The organism is Nonomuraea sp. NPDC049637 (assembly GCF_040675235.1).
Lineage (GTDB): Bacteria > Actinomycetota > Actinomycetes > Streptosporangiales > Streptosporangiaceae > Nonomuraea.
The window spans coordinates 112,388-128,228 of sequence record NZ_JBFAOM010000021.1; the positions used below are offsets into that span (position 1 = coordinate 112,388).

The following is a 15,841-nucleotide window of genomic DNA, read 5'->3' on the forward strand; positions in this document are numbered from 1 at the left end:
ACCCAGGGCCGAAGATCGCTGAAGTCGTACGACTCAGGTTGTAAGCCAGCCCGGCGTGATCATCCCGGCCTCGTAGGCGACCACCACGAGCTGGGCCCTGTCGCGCACGCCCAGCTTGGTCATGATGCGGCTGACGTGCGTCTTCGCCGTGGCGGGGCTGAGCACGAGCCGGGCGGCGATCTCGTCGTTGGACAGCCCGGCCGCCACCAGGCCCATGACCTCCCGCTCGCGCTCGGTGAGCGCGTTGAGCTCTGGGCCCGGCTCCGGCCGCTTGACCCGGCCGGCGAACTCCGCGATCAGCCGCCGGGTCACCGACGGCGAGATCAGCGCGTCGCCCCTGGCCACGACCCGGATCGCGTGGATCAGCTCGGCCGGCTCGGTGTCCTTGACCAGGAAGCCGCCCGCGCCCGCGCGCAGCGCGCCGTAGACGTAGTCGTCCAGGTCGAAGGTGGTCAGGATGATGACCTTGACGCCGTCGAGCCGCGGGTCGCCGGCGATGCGCCGGGTGGCCTCCAGGCCGTCGAGCTCGGGCATGCGGATGTCCATGAGCACCACGTCGGGCCGGTGCTCGTGGGCGCCCGCCACGGCCGCCACGCCGGTGCCGGCCTCGCCGACGACCTCGATGTCGTCCTCGTCGGAGAGAATCGACCGGAAACCGGCGCGGACCAGGGTCTGGTCGTCGGCGAGCAGGACGCGGATCATCGGTCTCCGTTCAGTGGCAGGCGGGCGGCGACGCGGAAGCCGCCCTCGGGGCGCGGGCCGGCCTCCAGGTCGCCGCCGAGCGCGGCGGCGCGCTCGCGCATGCCCTGCAGGCCGAAGCCGCTGCCTTCGGTGTACGTGGCGCCCGGGCCGTCGTCCTCGACCCGGATCAGGATGTTCCCTGCGGAGTTGCTGACCGAGAGGGTGGCCTTCGTCGTGCCGGAATGGCGGGCGACGTTGGTCAGCGACTCCCTGATGATGCGGGCGGCGGCCAGGTCGACCTCGGTCGGCACGGCGTCCAGCGGCCCGGACGGCTCGACGGCCACCTCCAGCCCCGACGCCGCGACCAGCTCCGGCAGCCGCGCGAGGCTGTCCGCGGGCCTGGTGGGCGCGTCCTCGTCCACCTGGCGCAGCACGCCCAGCGTGGTGCGCAGCTCGCGCAGCGTCTCCTTGCTGGTCTCCTTGATGGTCCGCAGCGCGGCCTCGGCCTTCTCGGGACGCCTGGCCAGCCCGTGCAGCGCGGCCGACGCCTGCACGTTGATCATGGAGATGTTGTGCCCGAGCACGTCGTGCAGCTCCCTGGCGATGCGCAGCCGTTCCTCGCTCTCGCGCCGCCTGGCCTCCTCCTCCTTGGAGTGCTCGGCGTCCAGCGCGCGCCGCTGCGCCTCCAGCAGGTACGCCCGGCGGTTCCTGGTGACCCCGCCGAACGCGATGGCGGCCACCACCCAGCCGGTGATCGCGCCGAACGTGCCGTCGTCCACGTGCCTGGACCCGTGGGCCTCGCCGAACCCCATCGCCAGCAGCACGGCGGCGCCGGTGGCGATCGCGGCGGCCAGCCGTCCCTGGTCGGCGGCGGTGTAGAGGGCCACGAACACCAGCACGACCAGCGGTCCGTCGAACCGGGCGAGCGGGTAGTAGGCGGACACCGCCACGACGACCACGATCAGCGACGTGACGGGAAGGCGCCGCCGCAACATCAGCGCGCCGCACGACACGATCGGCAGCACCACGTCGAGCACGCTGGGAGACTGCTCGCTCCTGAGCCCGGCGACCAGGGTGCCGGCGAGCGCGACGGCGACCACCCCGAGGGACACCGCGGTGCTCGCCGACAATCTACGCATGTGCTCCATTTTGTATGGTCGTGCGAGTCATGGGGTAGTTGACCGAGATGAGTACCAAGGATGAGCTCCGGCAGGTCGAAGAGGACCTGGCCCGGCTGAAGGCGGAGAACCAGGACCTGCGCGACCAGGTGGGCACCATGGGCGCGACCGACCAGATCGAGACCTCGGCCATGATCGCCCAGGCCGACGAGCAGTCCGAGCTGATCGCCGACCTCGAACGACGCCGGGCGGATCTGGAGAGGCGGGTCGAGGAGGAGGGCTGAGGCTCAGCGGCGCAGCGGAGCGCCCACCTCGTGCAGGTGGCGCAGGGCCTGGCCGTAGGAGGCGACGAGCCCGGTCTGCAGGTAGCTGACGCCGACCTCGGCGCAGTAGCTCTCGACGATGGGCTGCGCCTTGCGCAGGTTGGGCGCGGGCATGTTCGGGAACAGGTGGTGCTCGATCTGGTAGTTGAGCTGGCCGAGCGCCACGTCGGTGAACAGGCCGCCCCTGACGTTGCGGGAGGTCAGCACCTGCTTGCGGAGGAAGTCCAGCTTGTCGTCCTTGGTCAGGACGGGCATGCCCTTGTGGTTGGGCGCGAACGTGGAGCCCAGGTAGAGGCCGAACAGCCCCTGATGCACGGCCAGGAACACCAGCGCCTTGCCGAACGGCAGCACGGCGAAGACCGCGCCGAAGTAGAGCACGAAGTGCGTGGTCAGCAGCGCCAGCTCGGCCCACGGCCGCTTGGCCGCCGGCGCGAGCAGCGCCTTGAAGCTGGCGATGTGCAGGTGCCAGGCCTCGAGCGTGAGCAGCGGGAAGAACAGGAACGCCTGGTACTTCGCGACGGTCCGCGGCAGGCCCGCGCTCCGCGCCACCTGGTCGTCCGACCAGACGATGACCGCGGGTGAGACGTCCGGGTCGTGGTCCTCGTGGTTGGGGTTGGCGTGGTGGCGGTTGTGCTTGCTGGTCCACCATCCCCAGCCCAGGCCGATGCCGAGGTTCCCCAGCAGGAGACCGGTCACGTCGCTCGGCCGCCGCGTCCTGAACACCTGGCGGTGGCCGAGGTCGTGGGAGACGAAGCCGATCTGCGCGAAGACCACGGCCAGCGCGACCGCGACGAGCAGTTGCCACCACGAGTCGCCCACCCAGGCGAACAACGCCCAGCAGCCGAGGTACGCGGCGACCACGGCGGTCAGCCGCACCGCGTAATAGACCGGACGCCGGTCGAGGAGACCGGCGTCAGAGATGCGGCGGGCTAGTCGGGCGAAGTCACTGCCCCGGGTGTCGACCACACTTGGACTGGCCACAGATCTCCTCACATTGTGGTGGAAAGTTGCCACAACCCTGGCGTATCCGCTGCGAAACCGGAAGGTTTTCCATGGTCGTCCGGGGAGCGGCGGAGAAGGGGTTCGTCGTCGGTTTCCGTGGCCTCTTCCCTGACCATATGGCCCGGCGCCGGGTGCCGCGTACGCGACGGGCTCAGCCGAGCAGCGACAGTGCGTGCCGCTCCGGGTTCGGCAGCGCCGCTCCGCTGGTCAGAGCCTCGTGGAAGGCGTCGGGGCCGAGGGCGGAGCGGCATCGTCCGTCCAGCGCCGCCAGGGCGGGATCGGCGGAGCCGGCGACGCCGCGCAGCGCGCGGGCCGCGCCCAGCAACTCGGCCGCCGGCCGGGGCGGCAGGTGCTCGGCCACGCCTTCCAGCACGGTGGCGCGGGCCGTCCGGTCGCCGCAGGTCTCCATCAGCTCCAGCGCCGTGCGCAGCGGCGGCCCCGGCTCCGCCACGCGGGCCAGCTCGACCCGCATGAACGCCCTGAACTGCGCGGGCCCGTCCCCGTTGTCGAGGGTCAGCGCGCGGTCGAGCAGCCGGGCCGCCCCCGACCGGTCGCCGGTGCGCCGGGCCAGTTCGGCGCGGGCGTGCAGGACCCTGGCCTGGGTCACCGCGTCCTCGGCCCGCAACGCCGACCGCCACGCCTCCGCCAGCGTGGCGGCGGCCCCCTCGTGGTCGCCCGTCCGCGCCTTGAGCTGCCCGAGCCGGAGCAGGAACGTCATCGGGCCGAACGGCGCGTCCAGCCCCGACAGCTCCGCGGCCAGGCGGCCGGGTTCCTCGGCACGGGCGAGCGCGGCGGCGAAGTCACCGCGGTTCTCGGCGACCAGCGACAACCAGTAGAGGCAGGCCCACTGGCCCCAGCGGTCGCCGGTGCGGCGGAAGCCGTCGAGCGCCGGGCCGAGCAGGTCCTGCGCGCCGGCGACCGGGCCGTACTCGAACCGGACGATGCCGCCGACCAGCAGCGCGGCCGAGCGCGTCCACAGGTCGGGGGAGTCGCGCAGGCGCTCGACGACGTCCTCGGTGAGCTCGACGACGTCGGCGGGCGGGCGTTGCGCGCCGCTCATGGCCCAGAAGTTCAGCGCGGCGGGATGGTCGGAGTCGAGCACCGCCTGGGTCGGCTCGCCGCCCGTGAGCACCCGGCACAGCCCGTGCGCCAGCTCGCGCCCCGGCGGCGGCACGTCCCCGACCCGGCGCAGCACGGCCGCCGCCCGCTCGCTCATCTCGCGCCGCCGTCCGCGCATGATCCAGGGCCAGAACCGGGGCAGGATCAGCCGGAGCGGGTCGTCGGAGTGGCGCAGCGCGGCATCGAGGTTGTCCTGCTCGGCGTCCAGCACCTCCAGCCAGGCGAGCTGCTCGCCGGTACGCAGGAGGGGGTCGGCGGTCTCGGCCAGCCGGGTGTAGTAGCGGGCGTGGGCCTGCCGGAGGCCGGGCAGGTCCGCGGCGGCGTACTGCCTGATGGTGGCCAGCATCGAGTAGCGGTCGCCGGAGACCGAGACGAGCGACTTGTCCACCAGCGAGGCGAGGTCGTCCGGGTCGCCGCCGCACACCTGCGCGACGGCCTCGTACGTCGCGCCGCCGGAGAAGACCGTCAGCCCGCGCAGCAGCTCGCGCTCGGACGCCGACAGCAGGTTCCAGCTCCAGTCGACGACGTCGCGCAACGTACGGTGACGCGGCTCGGACGTGCGCCCCCCACGGAAGGCCAGCCGGTCGCCGAGCTGCCGGACCAGCACGGACACCGGCATCGTGCGCAGCCGGGCGGCGGCCAGCTCGATCGCCAGCGGGATGCCGTCGAGCTCCCGGCAGACGCGCTCGGCGTCGGCCGCGCTCACCTCCAGGCCGGGCCTGGCCGCCGCGGCCCGCGCCAGGAACAGCTCCGCGGCCTCGGGCAGCGGCAGGACGGGATGCAGCACCTCGCCGGGGATGTCGAGCGGCTCCCTGCTGGTGGCCAGGACACGTAGCCCGGCGACCTCCGACAGCAGCCACCGCGCGACCGTGGCGGCCTCCTCCACGACGTGCTCGCAGTTGTCCAGCACGATGAGCGGCGACGTGCCGCGCAGCGCGCGGACCACGTCGGTCGTCCGCAGCACGCTCTCGACCGCGGCCCGCACCCCGGTGGCGGAGGCCAGCTCGACCAGCCACACGCCGTCGGGCACGTCGAGGCCGCGGGCCGCCTCCAGCGCCAGGCGGGTCTTGCCCACGCCGCCGGGCCCGACCAGCGTGACCAGCCGCTCGTCCCGGCCGCCCAGCAGGGCGTGCAGCCGGGCGACGTCGCCGGTCCGGCCGACGAACCCGGTGAGCCGGGCGGGCAGGTTGCCCCTCGGCGCGGGAGCCGGGTCGCGCAACGCCGCCACATGGGCCGCGCGCAGCTCGGGGCCGGGATCGACGCCCAGCTCGTCGGCCAGGTCGGCCCTGATCCGCGCGAAGACCTCCAGCGCCTCGCCGCGCCGCCCGCGCGCCACCAGCGCCCGCATGAGCAGGGCGTGGAACGGCTCCCGCAGCCGGTGCGCCGCGACCAGCTCCTCCAGCTCGGCCACGACCCCCGGGCCGCCGTCACGTCCGCCCCGCGCCTGCTCGGCGGCGAGGGCGGCGGGCACCGACTCGGGGGAGAGGGCGGACTCGGGGGTGAGGGCGGACTCGGGGGTGAGGGCGGACTCGGCCGCCAGGTCGGCGGCGATCGCGGCGGCCAGGGCCGTCAGGCGCAGTTCCTCCAGCCGGGCCGCGGGCGCGGCGGCGAACGCCAGCCCGGCCGCGTCCGCCAGGGCGGGCCCGCGCCACAACGCCAGCGCGCCGCGCGGATCACCGGCCCGCACCAGCCGCTCGAACTCCGACGCGTCCACCTCGCCGGGCGGCACGTCGAGCAGGTAGCCGGCCGGGTGCGAGGAGATCAGCCCCGGCGCCTGCCTGCGGGCCCGCGACACCAGCGACTGGAGTGCCGCGGCCGGATGGGCGGGCGGCTCGCCGGGCCACAGGTCGTCGATCAGCCGGTCGGCGGTCACCACCCGGCCCGGGTCGAGCGCCAGACGGACGAGCAGGGCCCGCACCCGGGCGCCGCCGACCTCGGCCCCAGCCACCTGGAGCGGCCCCAAGACCCCGATCCGCATGCCCCCACCGTACGGGCATGCAGCCATGCCGGGTTCCCGGCGGGACGCCCGCCTTCACCCGGTTCGAGCAGGCCGGCGCAGTGGGCTCAGCTCTCCGAGAGCCGGTCGAAGAGGGTGAGCGCCGCCTGACGCACCTCCTCCGGGGTCAACCCGTCGAGGGCCTGCCGCGCGTCGGCGATGTCACGCGTCGTGGCCAGTGTGATGGCCACGGACGAGGCGGCGGCACGGTCGATCGATCCCGTCGGGGCGGCGTCGGCCAGCTGCTGGGCGCTCGCGGCGAGGTCGAGGTTGTCTCTCAACGGATCTCCTCGGACGAAGTCGGCTTCGCACATTTCATCACTTTGCGTCGCCTCACATCCACCATTTGTTGAATTCGGGGCGTTATGCCCTGAGCGGGTCGTGCCCGACGGACATGAGCTCGCGGCGCGAGTCGTCGTCCGTCCGGTCGCCCATGGTCTCGACCAGCTCGACGACCTGACGCATCACGTCGAGGTCGGCCTTGGTCAGGTCGCCCTTCCGCTTGCTCAGGACGTGCAGCACGCCCCTGCCCAGCTCGTCGATGCCCATGTCGGGGTCGGGAGGGAAGCCCTCCTCGTCCGAGGCGTCGGCGAGCAGGTAGCCGCGCAGCTCCTCCGAGTTCATGTTGACCGCCCGGTGGAACTCGTTCCAGAGCGTGTCAGTGTCGAAACCCTCAGTCATATGGGCCGCCTACCCGCCCAACCCTCGCGTTACGCCCCGGGAACGGTCAGCCCCGACTCGTAGGCCGCGATCACCGCCTGCACGCGGTCCCGCAGCCCCAGTTTGCTCAGCACGTTGCTGACGTGCGTCTTCACGGTGTGCTCGCTGACCACCATGGCCTCGGCTATCTCCGCGTTGGACAGGCCGCGCGCGATCAGCTGCAACGTCTCGCGCTCCCTGGCGGTCAGCGACTCCAGCGTGCGCGCGGGGGCGGCGGTCGTCGCGGGGCGGGAGGTGAACTCGGCGATCAGCCTCCTGGTCACCGTGGGCGCCAGCAGCGACTCGCCGGCGGCCACCACGCGCACCGCGGTCACCAGGTCGTCGCGTCGCACGTCCTTCAGCAGGAACCCGCTCGCGCCCGCGCGCAGCGCGTCGAACACGTAGTCGTCCAGGTCGAACGTGGTCAGCATCAGCACCCGGCAGGCAGTCTCGGCGCACACGATCCTGGCCGCCTCGATGCCGTCCATCCTGGGCATGCGGATGTCGAGCAGCAGCACGTCCGGCTCGTGGGCCCGTACGGCGGCCACGGCCTCGACCCCGTCGCCCGCCTCGGCCACCACCGAGATGTCGGGCTGGGCGTCGAGGATCATCGCGAACCCGCCCCTGACCAGCTCCTGGTCGTCGGCCACCACGACGCGCACGCTCACTGGCCGGCCCCCAGCGGCAGCCGCGCCGACACGGCGAAGCCGGGCCCGTCCGCGCGCGGGCCGGCGGTCGCGCTGCCGCCGCAGGCCGCGGCCCGTTCGCGCATGCCGATCAGGCCGTTGCCGCCCGAGGGCAGCGCGGGGCCGCCGCCGCGCCCGTTGTCCGTGACGTCGATCATCAGGTGGTCGTCCTCCCAGGTGAGCCGGATCTCGGCGCGGTCGGCGCCGGAGTGCTTGACGATGTTGGTGAGCGCTTCCTGCGTGATCCGGTAGGCGGCCAGCGCGCTGTCGGGGCCGATCGGGCGGGGCTCGCCGGACTCGGCGAAGCTCACGTCCAGGCCGGTGCCCGCCACCTGGCCGGCCAGCGCGGGCAGCTCCGCGAGCGTCGGCTGCGGCGCCCGCGGCGCCTGCGGCTCGTCCTCCTTCAGTACGCCGAGCATGCGGCGCAGCTGCACCATCGCGTCCCGGCCGGCGGCGGCGATGGCGTCGAAGGCGGCCTCGGCCCTGGCCGGGTTGCTGCGCACCACGACGGGCCCCGCCTCGGCCTGGACCACCATGAGGCTGACCGCGTGGGCCAGGATGTCGTGCATGTCGCGGGCGATCCTGGCCCGCTCGCGTTCGGCCGCGCGCTCGGCTTCCAACTGACGCTCCCTTTCGAGCCGGGCCGCGCGCTCGGCCAGCTCGGCGGCGTGGGCGCGGGACGTGGCCGCCGCGCGGCCGATGGCGTAGGCGGCGGTGAACAGGGCGACCCCGCGCATCGCGGTCTCCCACGAGCCGACGGAGGCCAGGCCGCCGACGAGGGTCACGACGAGCATGACGACCCTGGGCAGGCGGGGTGAGTACGCGGCGACCGTGTAGAAGGCGACCAGGGCGCCGTACCAGATGGGCTGGCGGGCGACGTTGTCGGCGAAGTCGTAGAGCGCGCCCACGACCAGGCTGGCGATCAGCATGGTCACCGGCCACCGGCGCCGCCAGACGACGGGGAGCGAGGCGCCGATCGCGATCACGTACCCCCACCAGTCCCATCTGCCGCCCTGCGAGTCATGGCTGGAGATCAGCGGCCAGACCTGGACGAGGGCGATCAACAGGGCGAGCGCCCCGTCCACCCAGAGGTGGGGGAGCGCTCGAAGCCGGCGACGAAGGACGTCGACAAGCGTCAGATCGGACACAGGGTCCCATTCTTCCTCACGCATGGACGAGCGAGGGCCGGGCGCCGTCCTGGCCCCGGCGGCGCAGCGGGGCGGCCACGAACGCGGCGCGGGTGTTCATCGGGGGTTCTCCTCAAAGGGGCGGGGCGATGCACTCATCCTGCGGTTTTCCGCTCCGGATGGGATCGCCGGGACGGGCGATCCCGCGCCTCGCTCTCAAGAGGGATGCCCCTCGCTGCCGCGCCCCACCTGCCACGGCGCGCGGGCCGACAACAGGAGTCGGCTTGACAACCGATATTGTCGGTGCGATCGTCGGCCGCACACCGCGCCGGGCCGTGACAGGGAGACCGCCATGCCGCACGAGTTCGAGATCCGCCACGAGATCCCGCTGGACGCCGCCCCCGACGTCGTCTGGCGGGCCATCGCGGAAGGACCGGGCATCGACTCGTGGTTCATGGGCCGCACCGAACTGGAACCGCGCGTGGGCGGCCGGGGCACGCAGACCTTCGGCGAAGACGTCGCCACCGAGTCGGTGGTGACCGCCTGGGAGCCGGGCAGGCGCCTGGCCCACCGGGGCGTGGAGAACCCCGACGGCACCTTCATGGCCTTCGAGTACCTGCTGGAGGCCCGCGGCTCGGGCAGCACCGTGCTCCGCTTCGTCCACAGCGGCTTCCTCGGCGACGACTGGGAGTCGGAGTACGACGACCTTGAGCGCGGCGACCTGCAGTACCTGTACAAGCTGGCCGTCTACCTCAGGCACTTCCCCGGCAGGATCTCTGCCCACAACCTGTTCCTGGCCAGCCCGTGCGCGTCGGAGGAGCGGTTCTGGGCCGCGCTCGGGGCCGCGCTCGGCGTCGCGGGCCGTCCGGTGGCGGGGGAGAAGGTGACGGTCGCGATCGAGGGGCGTTCGCCGGAGCCGGGCGTCGTGGAGTGGGTGACCGCTCCGGGCACGTTCGTGGCGGTCCGTACGGACGACGGCCTGTACATGTTCGTCCAGGGACGCGGCATGGCGGTGGTGGAGCACCACGCCTACGCGCCGGTGGACGGCGAGGCCCTGGAAGCCGCCTGGACCCACTGGCTCGCCACCGTCTCCCCCTGACCGCCGGCCCTCAGGCGAGGAACTCCACGGTGTCCGTCTGACCCGCGGCCCTCAGGCGAGGAACTCCGCCGTCTTCGCCTGACCGCCGGCCCTCAGGCGAAGAACTCCCGGAGCACCGGCGCCAGGGCCTCCGGCTTGACGATGTGGGTCTGCCCGTCGAGCGTGCGGTGGTCGGCCGCGGGCAGCGCCTTCGCCAGCGCGGCCACGGAATTGCGCATCCACGCCGGGCTCTTCCCGCCGTCGGCGACGAGCGTCGGGACGGTCACCGACGCCCACGCCCCCTCCGGGTACGGCAGGCCCCGCTGGTACGGGAAGACGAGCGCGGTGTCGTACGGCAGGGTGTGCGCCACCGCCTTGAGCCTGCCCCACGCCGGCATGAACCGCATCATCGCCACCACGACCGCCGGCAGGCCGACCCCCTCGCGCATGAACATCCTGACCACCTCGGCCCGGCGGCCCGCGGCCACCAGCGCCGCCAGCCGTCGCGGGTAGTCGTCCTTGACCGGGGCGCGGGTGCCGTCCACGACGAACGGCGGCTCGTACAGGGCCAGGCGCTCGACCGGCAGGCCGTTCTGCACCGCCGCCAGGGCGAGGGCGGCGCCGGACGAGGTGCCGTACAGGCGGACCGGGCCGCCGGCCTCCTTGACGAGCGCGGCCAGGTCCTCGACCTCCCGTTCGATGGCGTACGGCCCGGTGTCGCCGCTCTCGCCCCGTCCGCGCCGGTCGTAGGTGTAGACCGTGAAGTCGGGGGCGAGCGCTTCGGCCAGGCCGCCGTTGATGCTGGAGCCGCGGAAGCTGAGTGCGCCGTCCACGAGGATGACCGCCGGGCCCTGGCCTGCGCGTTCGTACGCGATGGGGGTGCCGTCCGCGGAGTTGATCATGCTGCTCATGGTGTTCCTCCCGTTTCGTGGTGCCCACGGTAGCTACCGACAAATAAAATTGTCAAGAAAACTTTGCGGGAGGACGTACTGATACGGGTACCTCTGCGCTCTTGTCTGGTGGAGTCGTCCTGAGCGCGGGGGACGCTGGGGCGGCTCCCACGTCGCGTGCCGCGAAGAGGAGGGGACGGCACGTGCCGCAGACGGGGGCGGACGGTCTGCCAGCCGCCCGCCCCGGCCGCGGCACGTGCCGTGGGCGCCACCCCGGCATCGGTCACGTCGCCGGGACCGTGACCTGCCCGCTCCCGGACGCCTGCGACCTGCGGCCGAGCCGCCGCACCGGCCCGATCACCAGCAGCGCCGTCACCACGCCGACCGTCACCAGGGCGGACACCAGCATGAAGGCGCGCGGCTCGACCAGCGCGGTCACCGGTCCGGCCAGCGCCTGCCCGACCGCCATGCCCGCGACCGACCCGGCCACCTGGTAGGCGTTGACCCGGTTCAGCACGTCCGGCGCGACCTGGGTCTGCACGGCCGTCGACCACATCACCGACCAGAACGCCATCGCGCACCCCCCGGCCAGGTGCCCGGACATCAGCAGCGGCAGCGGCGCCCCGAGCGCGACCGACAGCGGCACGGGCACGTACCCGATCAGCGCCACCGCCCCCGCCGCCAGCGGCCTGCGCGGCTTCAGCCGGATCGCCACCAGCCCGCCCAGCACGGTCCCGAGGCCGAGCGCCGCCATCACCCACCCGTAGTCGGCCCCGATGACCTGGGACGACAGCGGCACGGACGGCCCCACCACCAGCACCCCCCAGAACACCCAGACCAGGATGACCGACCACATCCAGCTCCTGGCCTTGAACTCCTCCCAGCCCCTGCGCAGGTCGCTCAGCACGTCGGACGGCTCCGGCCTGGGCACGGCGACCCGCACCAGCACCAGGCACACCGCGCTGACCAGGAACGTCGCGGCGTCCACGGTGTAGACGAAGACCGGCCCGGTGGCCACGATCAGGACCCCGGCCAGCGCGGGCCCGGCGAGCTGGGTGACCGCCTCGGCGATCTTCAAGGTCGCGTTGGCCCGCTGCGTGTCCTCGGCGACCAGCGGGACCATGCCGTTGACGCACGGCTCGAACACCCCGGCGGCCATGCCCGACAGGAACGCCATCGCCAGCAGCAGGACGAACGGCGGGGCCCCGTCGAGGAAGGCGACGGCCACGACGGCCTGGGTGACCACCCTGACCACGTCCGCGCCGATCATCAGCCGCCGGGGCCCGATCCGGTCGGCGACGACCCCGCCGAACAACATGACCAGTACGGCCGACGCGGTCCAGAGCGCGAGCACGAAGCCGACGCCGGCGATCCCGTAAACTTCGCCGATCGCCAGCGCCGAGGCGACGGGCATCATCGCGTCGCCGAGCAGCGAGATCGTGCGGGCCCCGAAGTAGAGGGCGAAACTCCTCGTCCACATGAGCCCCAATTCTGGATTTCTCCAGATCAAAGCACCGGTGTCCCAAATGACATCATTGGGTACATTTGCGCCATGCCCCTGGACTGCCCGGAGACGCCTCCGGCCCCCGTCAGCCCGCACCGCGTGGTCGCCCTGGTCGCCCCCAACCAGGAGCTCTACCCCGTCACCTCGGCCTCGGCCGTCTTCGGCTACCAGGGCCCCGACATCCCCCAGCACTACAGCTTCACCCTGTGCGCCGAGCGGCCGGGCTCGCTCTCCACCACCCTGGGCGTCCCCATGCAGGTGGACAGCGGTCTGGACGCCATGGACGAGGCCGACACCGTGATCGTCGCGGGCTGGACCCTGGTCCCCTCGCCGGCCGTGCTCGACGCGGTGTCCCGGGCCCATTCCCGCGGGGCGCGGATCGTCGCCGTCTGCGCGGGCATCTTCATCCCCGCCGCCCTGGGCCTGCTGGACGGCCGCCGCGCGTCCGTCCACTGGGAGCTGTCCGGGGGGCTGGCCGCCCGTCACCCGCGCGTCATCCCCGACGACACCGTCATCTACGTGGACCACGGCGACGTCGCCACCGCCGGAGCCTCGGCCGCCACCCTCGACCTCTGCCTGCACCAGGTGCTCCAGGACCACGGCGCGGCCCACGCCATGCGCATCGGCCGTCAGCTCGCCGCCGGGCCGCACCGCGAGGGCTGCCAGCGCCAGTATCCGCCGCTGCCCACCGCGGGGCCCATGCCGGACTCCCTGGCCCCGCTGCTGGAATGGCTGCTCGGCCGCCTGCCCGACCACGTCACCGTCGAGGACATGGCCGCCTACTCGGGGGTCTCCGCGCGTACCCTGACCCGGCAGTTCGCCGACCAGCTCGGCGTGCCGCCCGCCCGCTGGCTGCTGGAACGCCGGCTGGCCGCCACCCGCGCGCTGCTGGAGGAGACCGACCTGCCGGTCGAGACCATCGCCACCCGCGTCGGCCTCTCCTCGGCCGTCAACCTCCGCCGCCGTTTCCACACCGCGCTGCGCACCACTCCGGCCGCCTACCGGCGCTCCTTCCGCTGACGGGCGGCGACCGCCGTCAGGCCGCGTGCCAGGGACGGGTGGGCTCGGTCTCCTTGGCGGCGTCCGCGACGCGCACCGCGTACGTCGGGCGCCCGGCGCCGGGCACCGGCCCGAGGTAGGAGTGGCCGGTCAGGTGGCACCAGGCGGGCAGGTCGACGGGCGCGGCGGGGTCGGTGGCGATCAGGTGGATCACGGCGCCGGGACCGGCGCGCAGCACGTGCCCGCGCAGCTCGATGAGCAGTTGCACGCACATCTTGTCGCCGCCGTCGATCACGAGATCAGGTTCGGGCATGCGTATAGGAAACCACGCGCCGCCGTCGAGTAGGTTGAGGCCTGTCCTGGCCCCGTGAGGGGCCGGAGCAGGCGTCGGACGGTAACGGCCCGGACACAACGGGCGGATTATCCCAGTAAAAAGGTCATAATCCTGTTCAAGTGTTGGGGAAGGCGGTGATGAGATGACCGGGTTCACCGAGATCGCCGAAGAGGCCGGGCCGGCGGAGAGCCGCGGCACCGGGCGCGGCTCCGCGGGCCGGGGTGTGCGGCTCGCGCGCGTCACGGCCGTCGTCCTGGCGGTGGCCTCGCCGGTTCTCACGGTCGCCGCGCTGCTCATCTACGCCCGGCTGCCGGAGGCGTGGACCCCGCTGCGGACCGCCTCGCCCCAGACGGCCGCCGCCCTGACCTTCCCCGCGGTCGGCGCGTTCCTGATCTTCCACCGGCCCCGGCTGAACATGGCATGGCTGATGGTCGCGGGCGGCATCGCCGCAGCCGTCAGCGACCTGTCCAGCGCGCTGATGTTCCGGCTGGCCGCCGACGGCGAGCTCGTCGCGGCCGGGCTCGTGCGCTTCCCCGCCCAGGTCGGGTGGGCGGTGTGCGGCCTGGCGCTCACCATGCTGCTGCCGCTCTACTCGCCCGACGGGCGGCTGCCCTCGCCGCGCTGGCGGTGGGTGCTGCTGCTGGGCGCGTTCTCGCTCGGGCTCGACCTGGCCCGCTCGGTGTTCCGGCCCGACCCCCCCCCCGGCAGCTACCCCTACCCCGCCGTCATCCCCAACCCGCTGCAGATCCGCGCGCTCGGGCCGTACGTGGAGGCCGTCTCCACCGTCGCCTGGACCGGCATCTACGTCGCCATGGCGCTGACGGCGCTCTCCCTGGCGCTGCGGCTGCGCCGGGCCGATCCGGTGGGCAGGCGGCAGATCGGCTGGCCGCTGTTCGCGTTCGCCGGCTATGTCGTGTTCCTGATCCTGGCCGCGTTCGTGCCGGCGCTCCTGTGGCCGAGCGTCGTGTGGGCGGCGCTCATCCCGGTCGCCGTCGCGTTCTCGGTGACCCGCTACCGGCTCTACGGCATCGACACGGTGATCAGCCGGGCCTTCGTCGCGGCCGGGCTGGTGGCCGTGGTGAGCGCGGTCTACTTCGGCGCGGGCGCGCTGTCCAGCCTCGTGGTCTCCGGCTACGACGAGATCGCCGGCATCGCCGCCGCGCTGTTCGCCGGCGCGTTCTTCCAGCCGCTGCGGCACGTGCTGCAACGCGCCGTCGACCACCTGCTGTACGGCAGCGTCGGCGACCCCGCCGTGCTGGCCGAGCGCCTGACCCAGGCAGTCCGGCGCGGCGACCCGGCCAAGGCGCTGACCTCCGTGGTGAGCGTGCTGCGCGACGGGCTCGCGGTCGAGGGCGTGGCCGTGGAGGTCGCCGACGGCGAGCCGCGTTACGTCGAGAGCGGCCGGGTGGGCGCGGAGCCCCGCCAGGTGCCGCTGGTGTGGCACGGCGAGCGCGTCGGCCGCCTGTTCGTCGGGCCGCCCGGCCCGCGCCGCTTCCCCGCCGCCCACAACGAGCGCGTGCTCACCACGCTCACGCCGTACGCCGCCGACGTGGCGCACGCCGTGCGCATGGCCGCCGACCTGCAGCGTTCCAGGGAACGCATCCTGACGGCCAGGGAGGAGGAACGCCGCCGCCTGCGCCGCGACCTGCACGACGGCCTCGGCCAGACCCTCTCGGCCATGGCCATGACCATCAACATGGCCAGGACGAGCCTGAAGAAGTCCCCCGACGCCGCCGACGAGCTGCTGCGCGAGCTGCACACCGGCATGGGCGCGGTCACCGACGACATCCGGGAGCTGGTGTACGGCCTGCGCCCGCCCGCGCTCGACGACCTCGGCCTGGCCAGGGCCGTCCGCGAGCTGGCCGGCCAGTCCTCCCCGGACACCGAGATCGAGGTGGAGGTCGAGGGCAGCCTGACCGACCTGCCCGCCGCCGTCGAGGTGGCCGTCTACCGGATCGTCCAGGAGGCGCTGACCAACATCCGGCGGCACGCCAGGGCCTCCCGCGCCAGCATCGTGCTCCAGCGGGACTCGGTGCTGCGCGTGGTGGTCGCCGACGACGGCCGCGGGCTGCCCGCCGCGTACAGCGCGGGGGTGGGCCTCGGCTCGATGCGGGAGCGGGCGGCCGAGCTCGGCGGCATCTGCGTCGTCAACAGCGGGCCGGGGGCCGGGACGCGGGTCGAGGTCATGCTGCCCCTGGGCTCGGCCGCGAAGGAGCCGGTCAGGCCGCCGCGCGCGGGCCGCTGAGCGCGCCTGCCCGGTGCTGGAGCGCGCCAGGCAAAATCAA

General features: G+C 73.5%; 15 protein-coding genes. 4 read left to right on the forward strand and 11 right to left on the reverse strand.

Annotated features, from left to right (window positions below; all coding sequences use genetic code 11):
• Window positions 1–33: 33 nt before the first annotated feature.
• Window positions 34–702, reverse strand: coding sequence for a response regulator transcription factor (locus AB0J71_RS27545; protein ID WP_352328128.1), 669 nt, complete (start codon window positions 700–702; stop codon window positions 34–36).
• Complete coding sequence (locus AB0J71_RS27550) at window positions 699–1,820, reverse strand: sensor histidine kinase (RefSeq protein WP_364416682.1); 1,122 nt, start codon at window positions 1,818–1,820, stop codon at window positions 699–701. Before AB0J71_RS27550 ends, AB0J71_RS27545 begins: the two co-directional genes overlap by 4 nt.
• 47 nt (window positions 1,821–1,867) lie before the next feature.
• Here AB0J71_RS27550 and AB0J71_RS27555 point away from each other — a divergent pair, with 47 nt between their 5' ends.
• Complete coding sequence (locus tag AB0J71_RS27555; RefSeq protein ID WP_352328126.1) at window positions 1,868–2,083, forward strand: hypothetical protein; 216 nt, start codon at window positions 1,868–1,870, stop codon at window positions 2,081–2,083.
• Window positions 2,084–2,086: 3 nt separating this feature from the next.
• Here the strand turns inward: AB0J71_RS27555 and AB0J71_RS27560 are convergent, their stop codons facing one another.
• From AB0J71_RS27560 to AB0J71_RS27585, 6 genes are all read right to left on the reverse strand, one after another.
• Window positions 2,087–3,103, reverse strand: coding sequence for an acyl-CoA desaturase (locus AB0J71_RS27560; protein WP_364416684.1), 1,017 nt, complete (start codon window positions 3,101–3,103; stop codon window positions 2,087–2,089).
• Window positions 3,104–3,275: 172 nt separating this feature from the next.
• Window positions 3,276–6,221, reverse strand: coding sequence for a BTAD domain-containing putative transcriptional regulator (locus tag AB0J71_RS27565; protein ID WP_364416686.1), 2,946 nt, complete (start codon window positions 6,219–6,221; stop codon window positions 3,276–3,278).
• A gap of 86 nt (window positions 6,222–6,307) precedes the next feature.
• Complete coding sequence (locus AB0J71_RS27570; protein WP_352323140.1) at window positions 6,308–6,520, reverse strand: hypothetical protein; 213 nt, start codon at window positions 6,518–6,520, stop codon at window positions 6,308–6,310.
• An 82-nt stretch (window positions 6,521–6,602) separates the two neighbouring features.
• Window positions 6,603–6,920 carry a DUF3140 domain-containing protein gene (locus AB0J71_RS27575; RefSeq protein ID WP_352323139.1) on the reverse strand — a complete coding sequence of 106 codons (318 nt, stop codon included), beginning with the start codon at window positions 6,918–6,920 and terminating at the stop codon, window positions 6,603–6,605.
• A gap of 29 nt (window positions 6,921–6,949) precedes the next feature.
• Window positions 6,950–7,606: a response regulator transcription factor gene (locus AB0J71_RS27580; RefSeq protein ID WP_352323138.1), complete on the reverse strand. Its 657-nt coding sequence runs from the start codon at window positions 7,604–7,606 to the stop codon at window positions 6,950–6,952.
• The gene (locus AB0J71_RS27585; RefSeq protein ID WP_364416688.1) at window positions 7,603–8,772 is read right to left on the reverse strand and encodes a histidine kinase; all 1,170 of its coding nucleotides are present in this window, start codon (window positions 8,770–8,772) and stop codon (window positions 7,603–7,605) included. Before AB0J71_RS27585 ends, AB0J71_RS27580 begins: the two co-directional genes overlap by 4 nt.
• Window positions 8,773–9,103: 331 nt before the next feature.
• Between AB0J71_RS27585 and AB0J71_RS27590 the strand changes: the two genes are divergently transcribed.
• Entirely contained in the window at window positions 9,104–9,850 is a 747-nt protein-coding gene (locus tag AB0J71_RS27590; RefSeq protein ID WP_364416690.1) for an SRPBCC domain-containing protein, read from the forward strand.
• A gap of 92 nt (window positions 9,851–9,942) precedes the next feature.
• On the opposite strand, the gene AB0J71_RS27595 is transcribed toward AB0J71_RS27590, so the two are convergent.
• Window positions 9,943–10,731 (reverse strand): alpha/beta hydrolase, encoded by a 789-nt coding sequence (locus AB0J71_RS27595; RefSeq protein WP_364416692.1) that lies wholly within the window; start codon window positions 10,729–10,731, stop codon window positions 9,943–9,945.
• A 271-nt stretch (window positions 10,732–11,002) separates the two neighbouring features.
• Window positions 11,003–12,199: an MFS transporter gene (locus AB0J71_RS27600; RefSeq protein WP_364416694.1), complete on the reverse strand. Its 1,197-nt coding sequence runs from the start codon at window positions 12,197–12,199 to the stop codon at window positions 11,003–11,005.
• A gap of 72 nt (window positions 12,200–12,271) precedes the next feature.
• On the opposite strand from AB0J71_RS27600, the gene AB0J71_RS27605 reads away from it, so the two are divergent.
• A complete protein-coding gene (locus tag AB0J71_RS27605) occupies window positions 12,272–13,243 on the forward strand; it encodes a helix-turn-helix domain-containing protein (protein WP_364416696.1) in 972 nt (323 codons plus the stop codon).
• A gap of 16 nt (window positions 13,244–13,259) precedes the next feature.
• On the opposite strand, the gene AB0J71_RS27610 is transcribed toward AB0J71_RS27605, so the two are convergent.
• Window positions 13,260–13,535: a sulfurtransferase TusA family protein gene (locus AB0J71_RS27610; RefSeq protein ID WP_352323132.1), complete on the reverse strand. Its 276-nt coding sequence runs from the start codon at window positions 13,533–13,535 to the stop codon at window positions 13,260–13,262.
• A 163-nt stretch (window positions 13,536–13,698) separates the two neighbouring features.
• Between AB0J71_RS27610 and AB0J71_RS27615 the strand changes: the two genes are divergently transcribed.
• Entirely contained in the window at window positions 13,699–15,801 is a 2,103-nt protein-coding gene (locus AB0J71_RS27615) for a sensor histidine kinase (protein WP_364416698.1), read from the forward strand.
• Window positions 15,802–15,841: the final 40 nt, after the last annotated feature.

Excerpts from the sequence above, each read along its gene's own strand:
- AB0J71_RS27545 (WP_352328128.1), bottom strand. The coding sequence starts at position 702 with ATGATCCGCGTCCTGCTCGCCGACGACCAGACCCTGGTCCGCGCCGGT.
- AB0J71_RS27550 (WP_364416682.1), bottom strand. The coding sequence starts at position 1,820 with ATGCGTAGATTGTCGGCGAGCACCGCGGTGTCCCTCGGGGTGGTCGCC.
- AB0J71_RS27555 (WP_352328126.1), top strand. The coding sequence starts at position 1,868 with ATGAGTACCAAGGATGAGCTCCGGCAGGTCGAAGAGGACCTGGCCCGG.
- AB0J71_RS27565 (WP_364416686.1), bottom strand. The coding sequence starts at position 6,221 with ATGCGGATCGGGGTCTTGGGGCCGCTCCAGGTGGCTGGGGCCGAGGTC.
- AB0J71_RS27575 (WP_352323139.1), bottom strand. The coding sequence starts at position 6,920 with ATGACTGAGGGTTTCGACACTGACACGCTCTGGAACGAGTTCCACCGG.
- AB0J71_RS27590 (WP_364416690.1), top strand. The coding sequence starts at position 9,104 with ATGCCGCACGAGTTCGAGATCCGCCACGAGATCCCGCTGGACGCCGCC.
- AB0J71_RS27595 (WP_364416692.1), bottom strand. The coding sequence starts at position 10,731 with ATGATCAACTCCGCGGACGGCACCCCCATCGCGTACGAACGCGCAGGC.
- AB0J71_RS27600 (WP_364416694.1), bottom strand. The coding sequence starts at position 12,199 with ATGTGGACGAGGAGTTTCGCCCTCTACTTCGGGGCCCGCACGATCTCG.
- AB0J71_RS27605 (WP_364416696.1), top strand. The coding sequence starts at position 12,272 with ATGCCCCTGGACTGCCCGGAGACGCCTCCGGCCCCCGTCAGCCCGCAC.
- AB0J71_RS27610 (WP_352323132.1), bottom strand. The coding sequence starts at position 13,535 with ATGCCCGAACCTGATCTCGTGATCGACGGCGGCGACAAGATGTGCGTG.
- AB0J71_RS27615 (WP_364416698.1), top strand. The coding sequence starts at position 13,699 with ATGACCGGGTTCACCGAGATCGCCGAAGAGGCCGGGCCGGCGGAGAGC.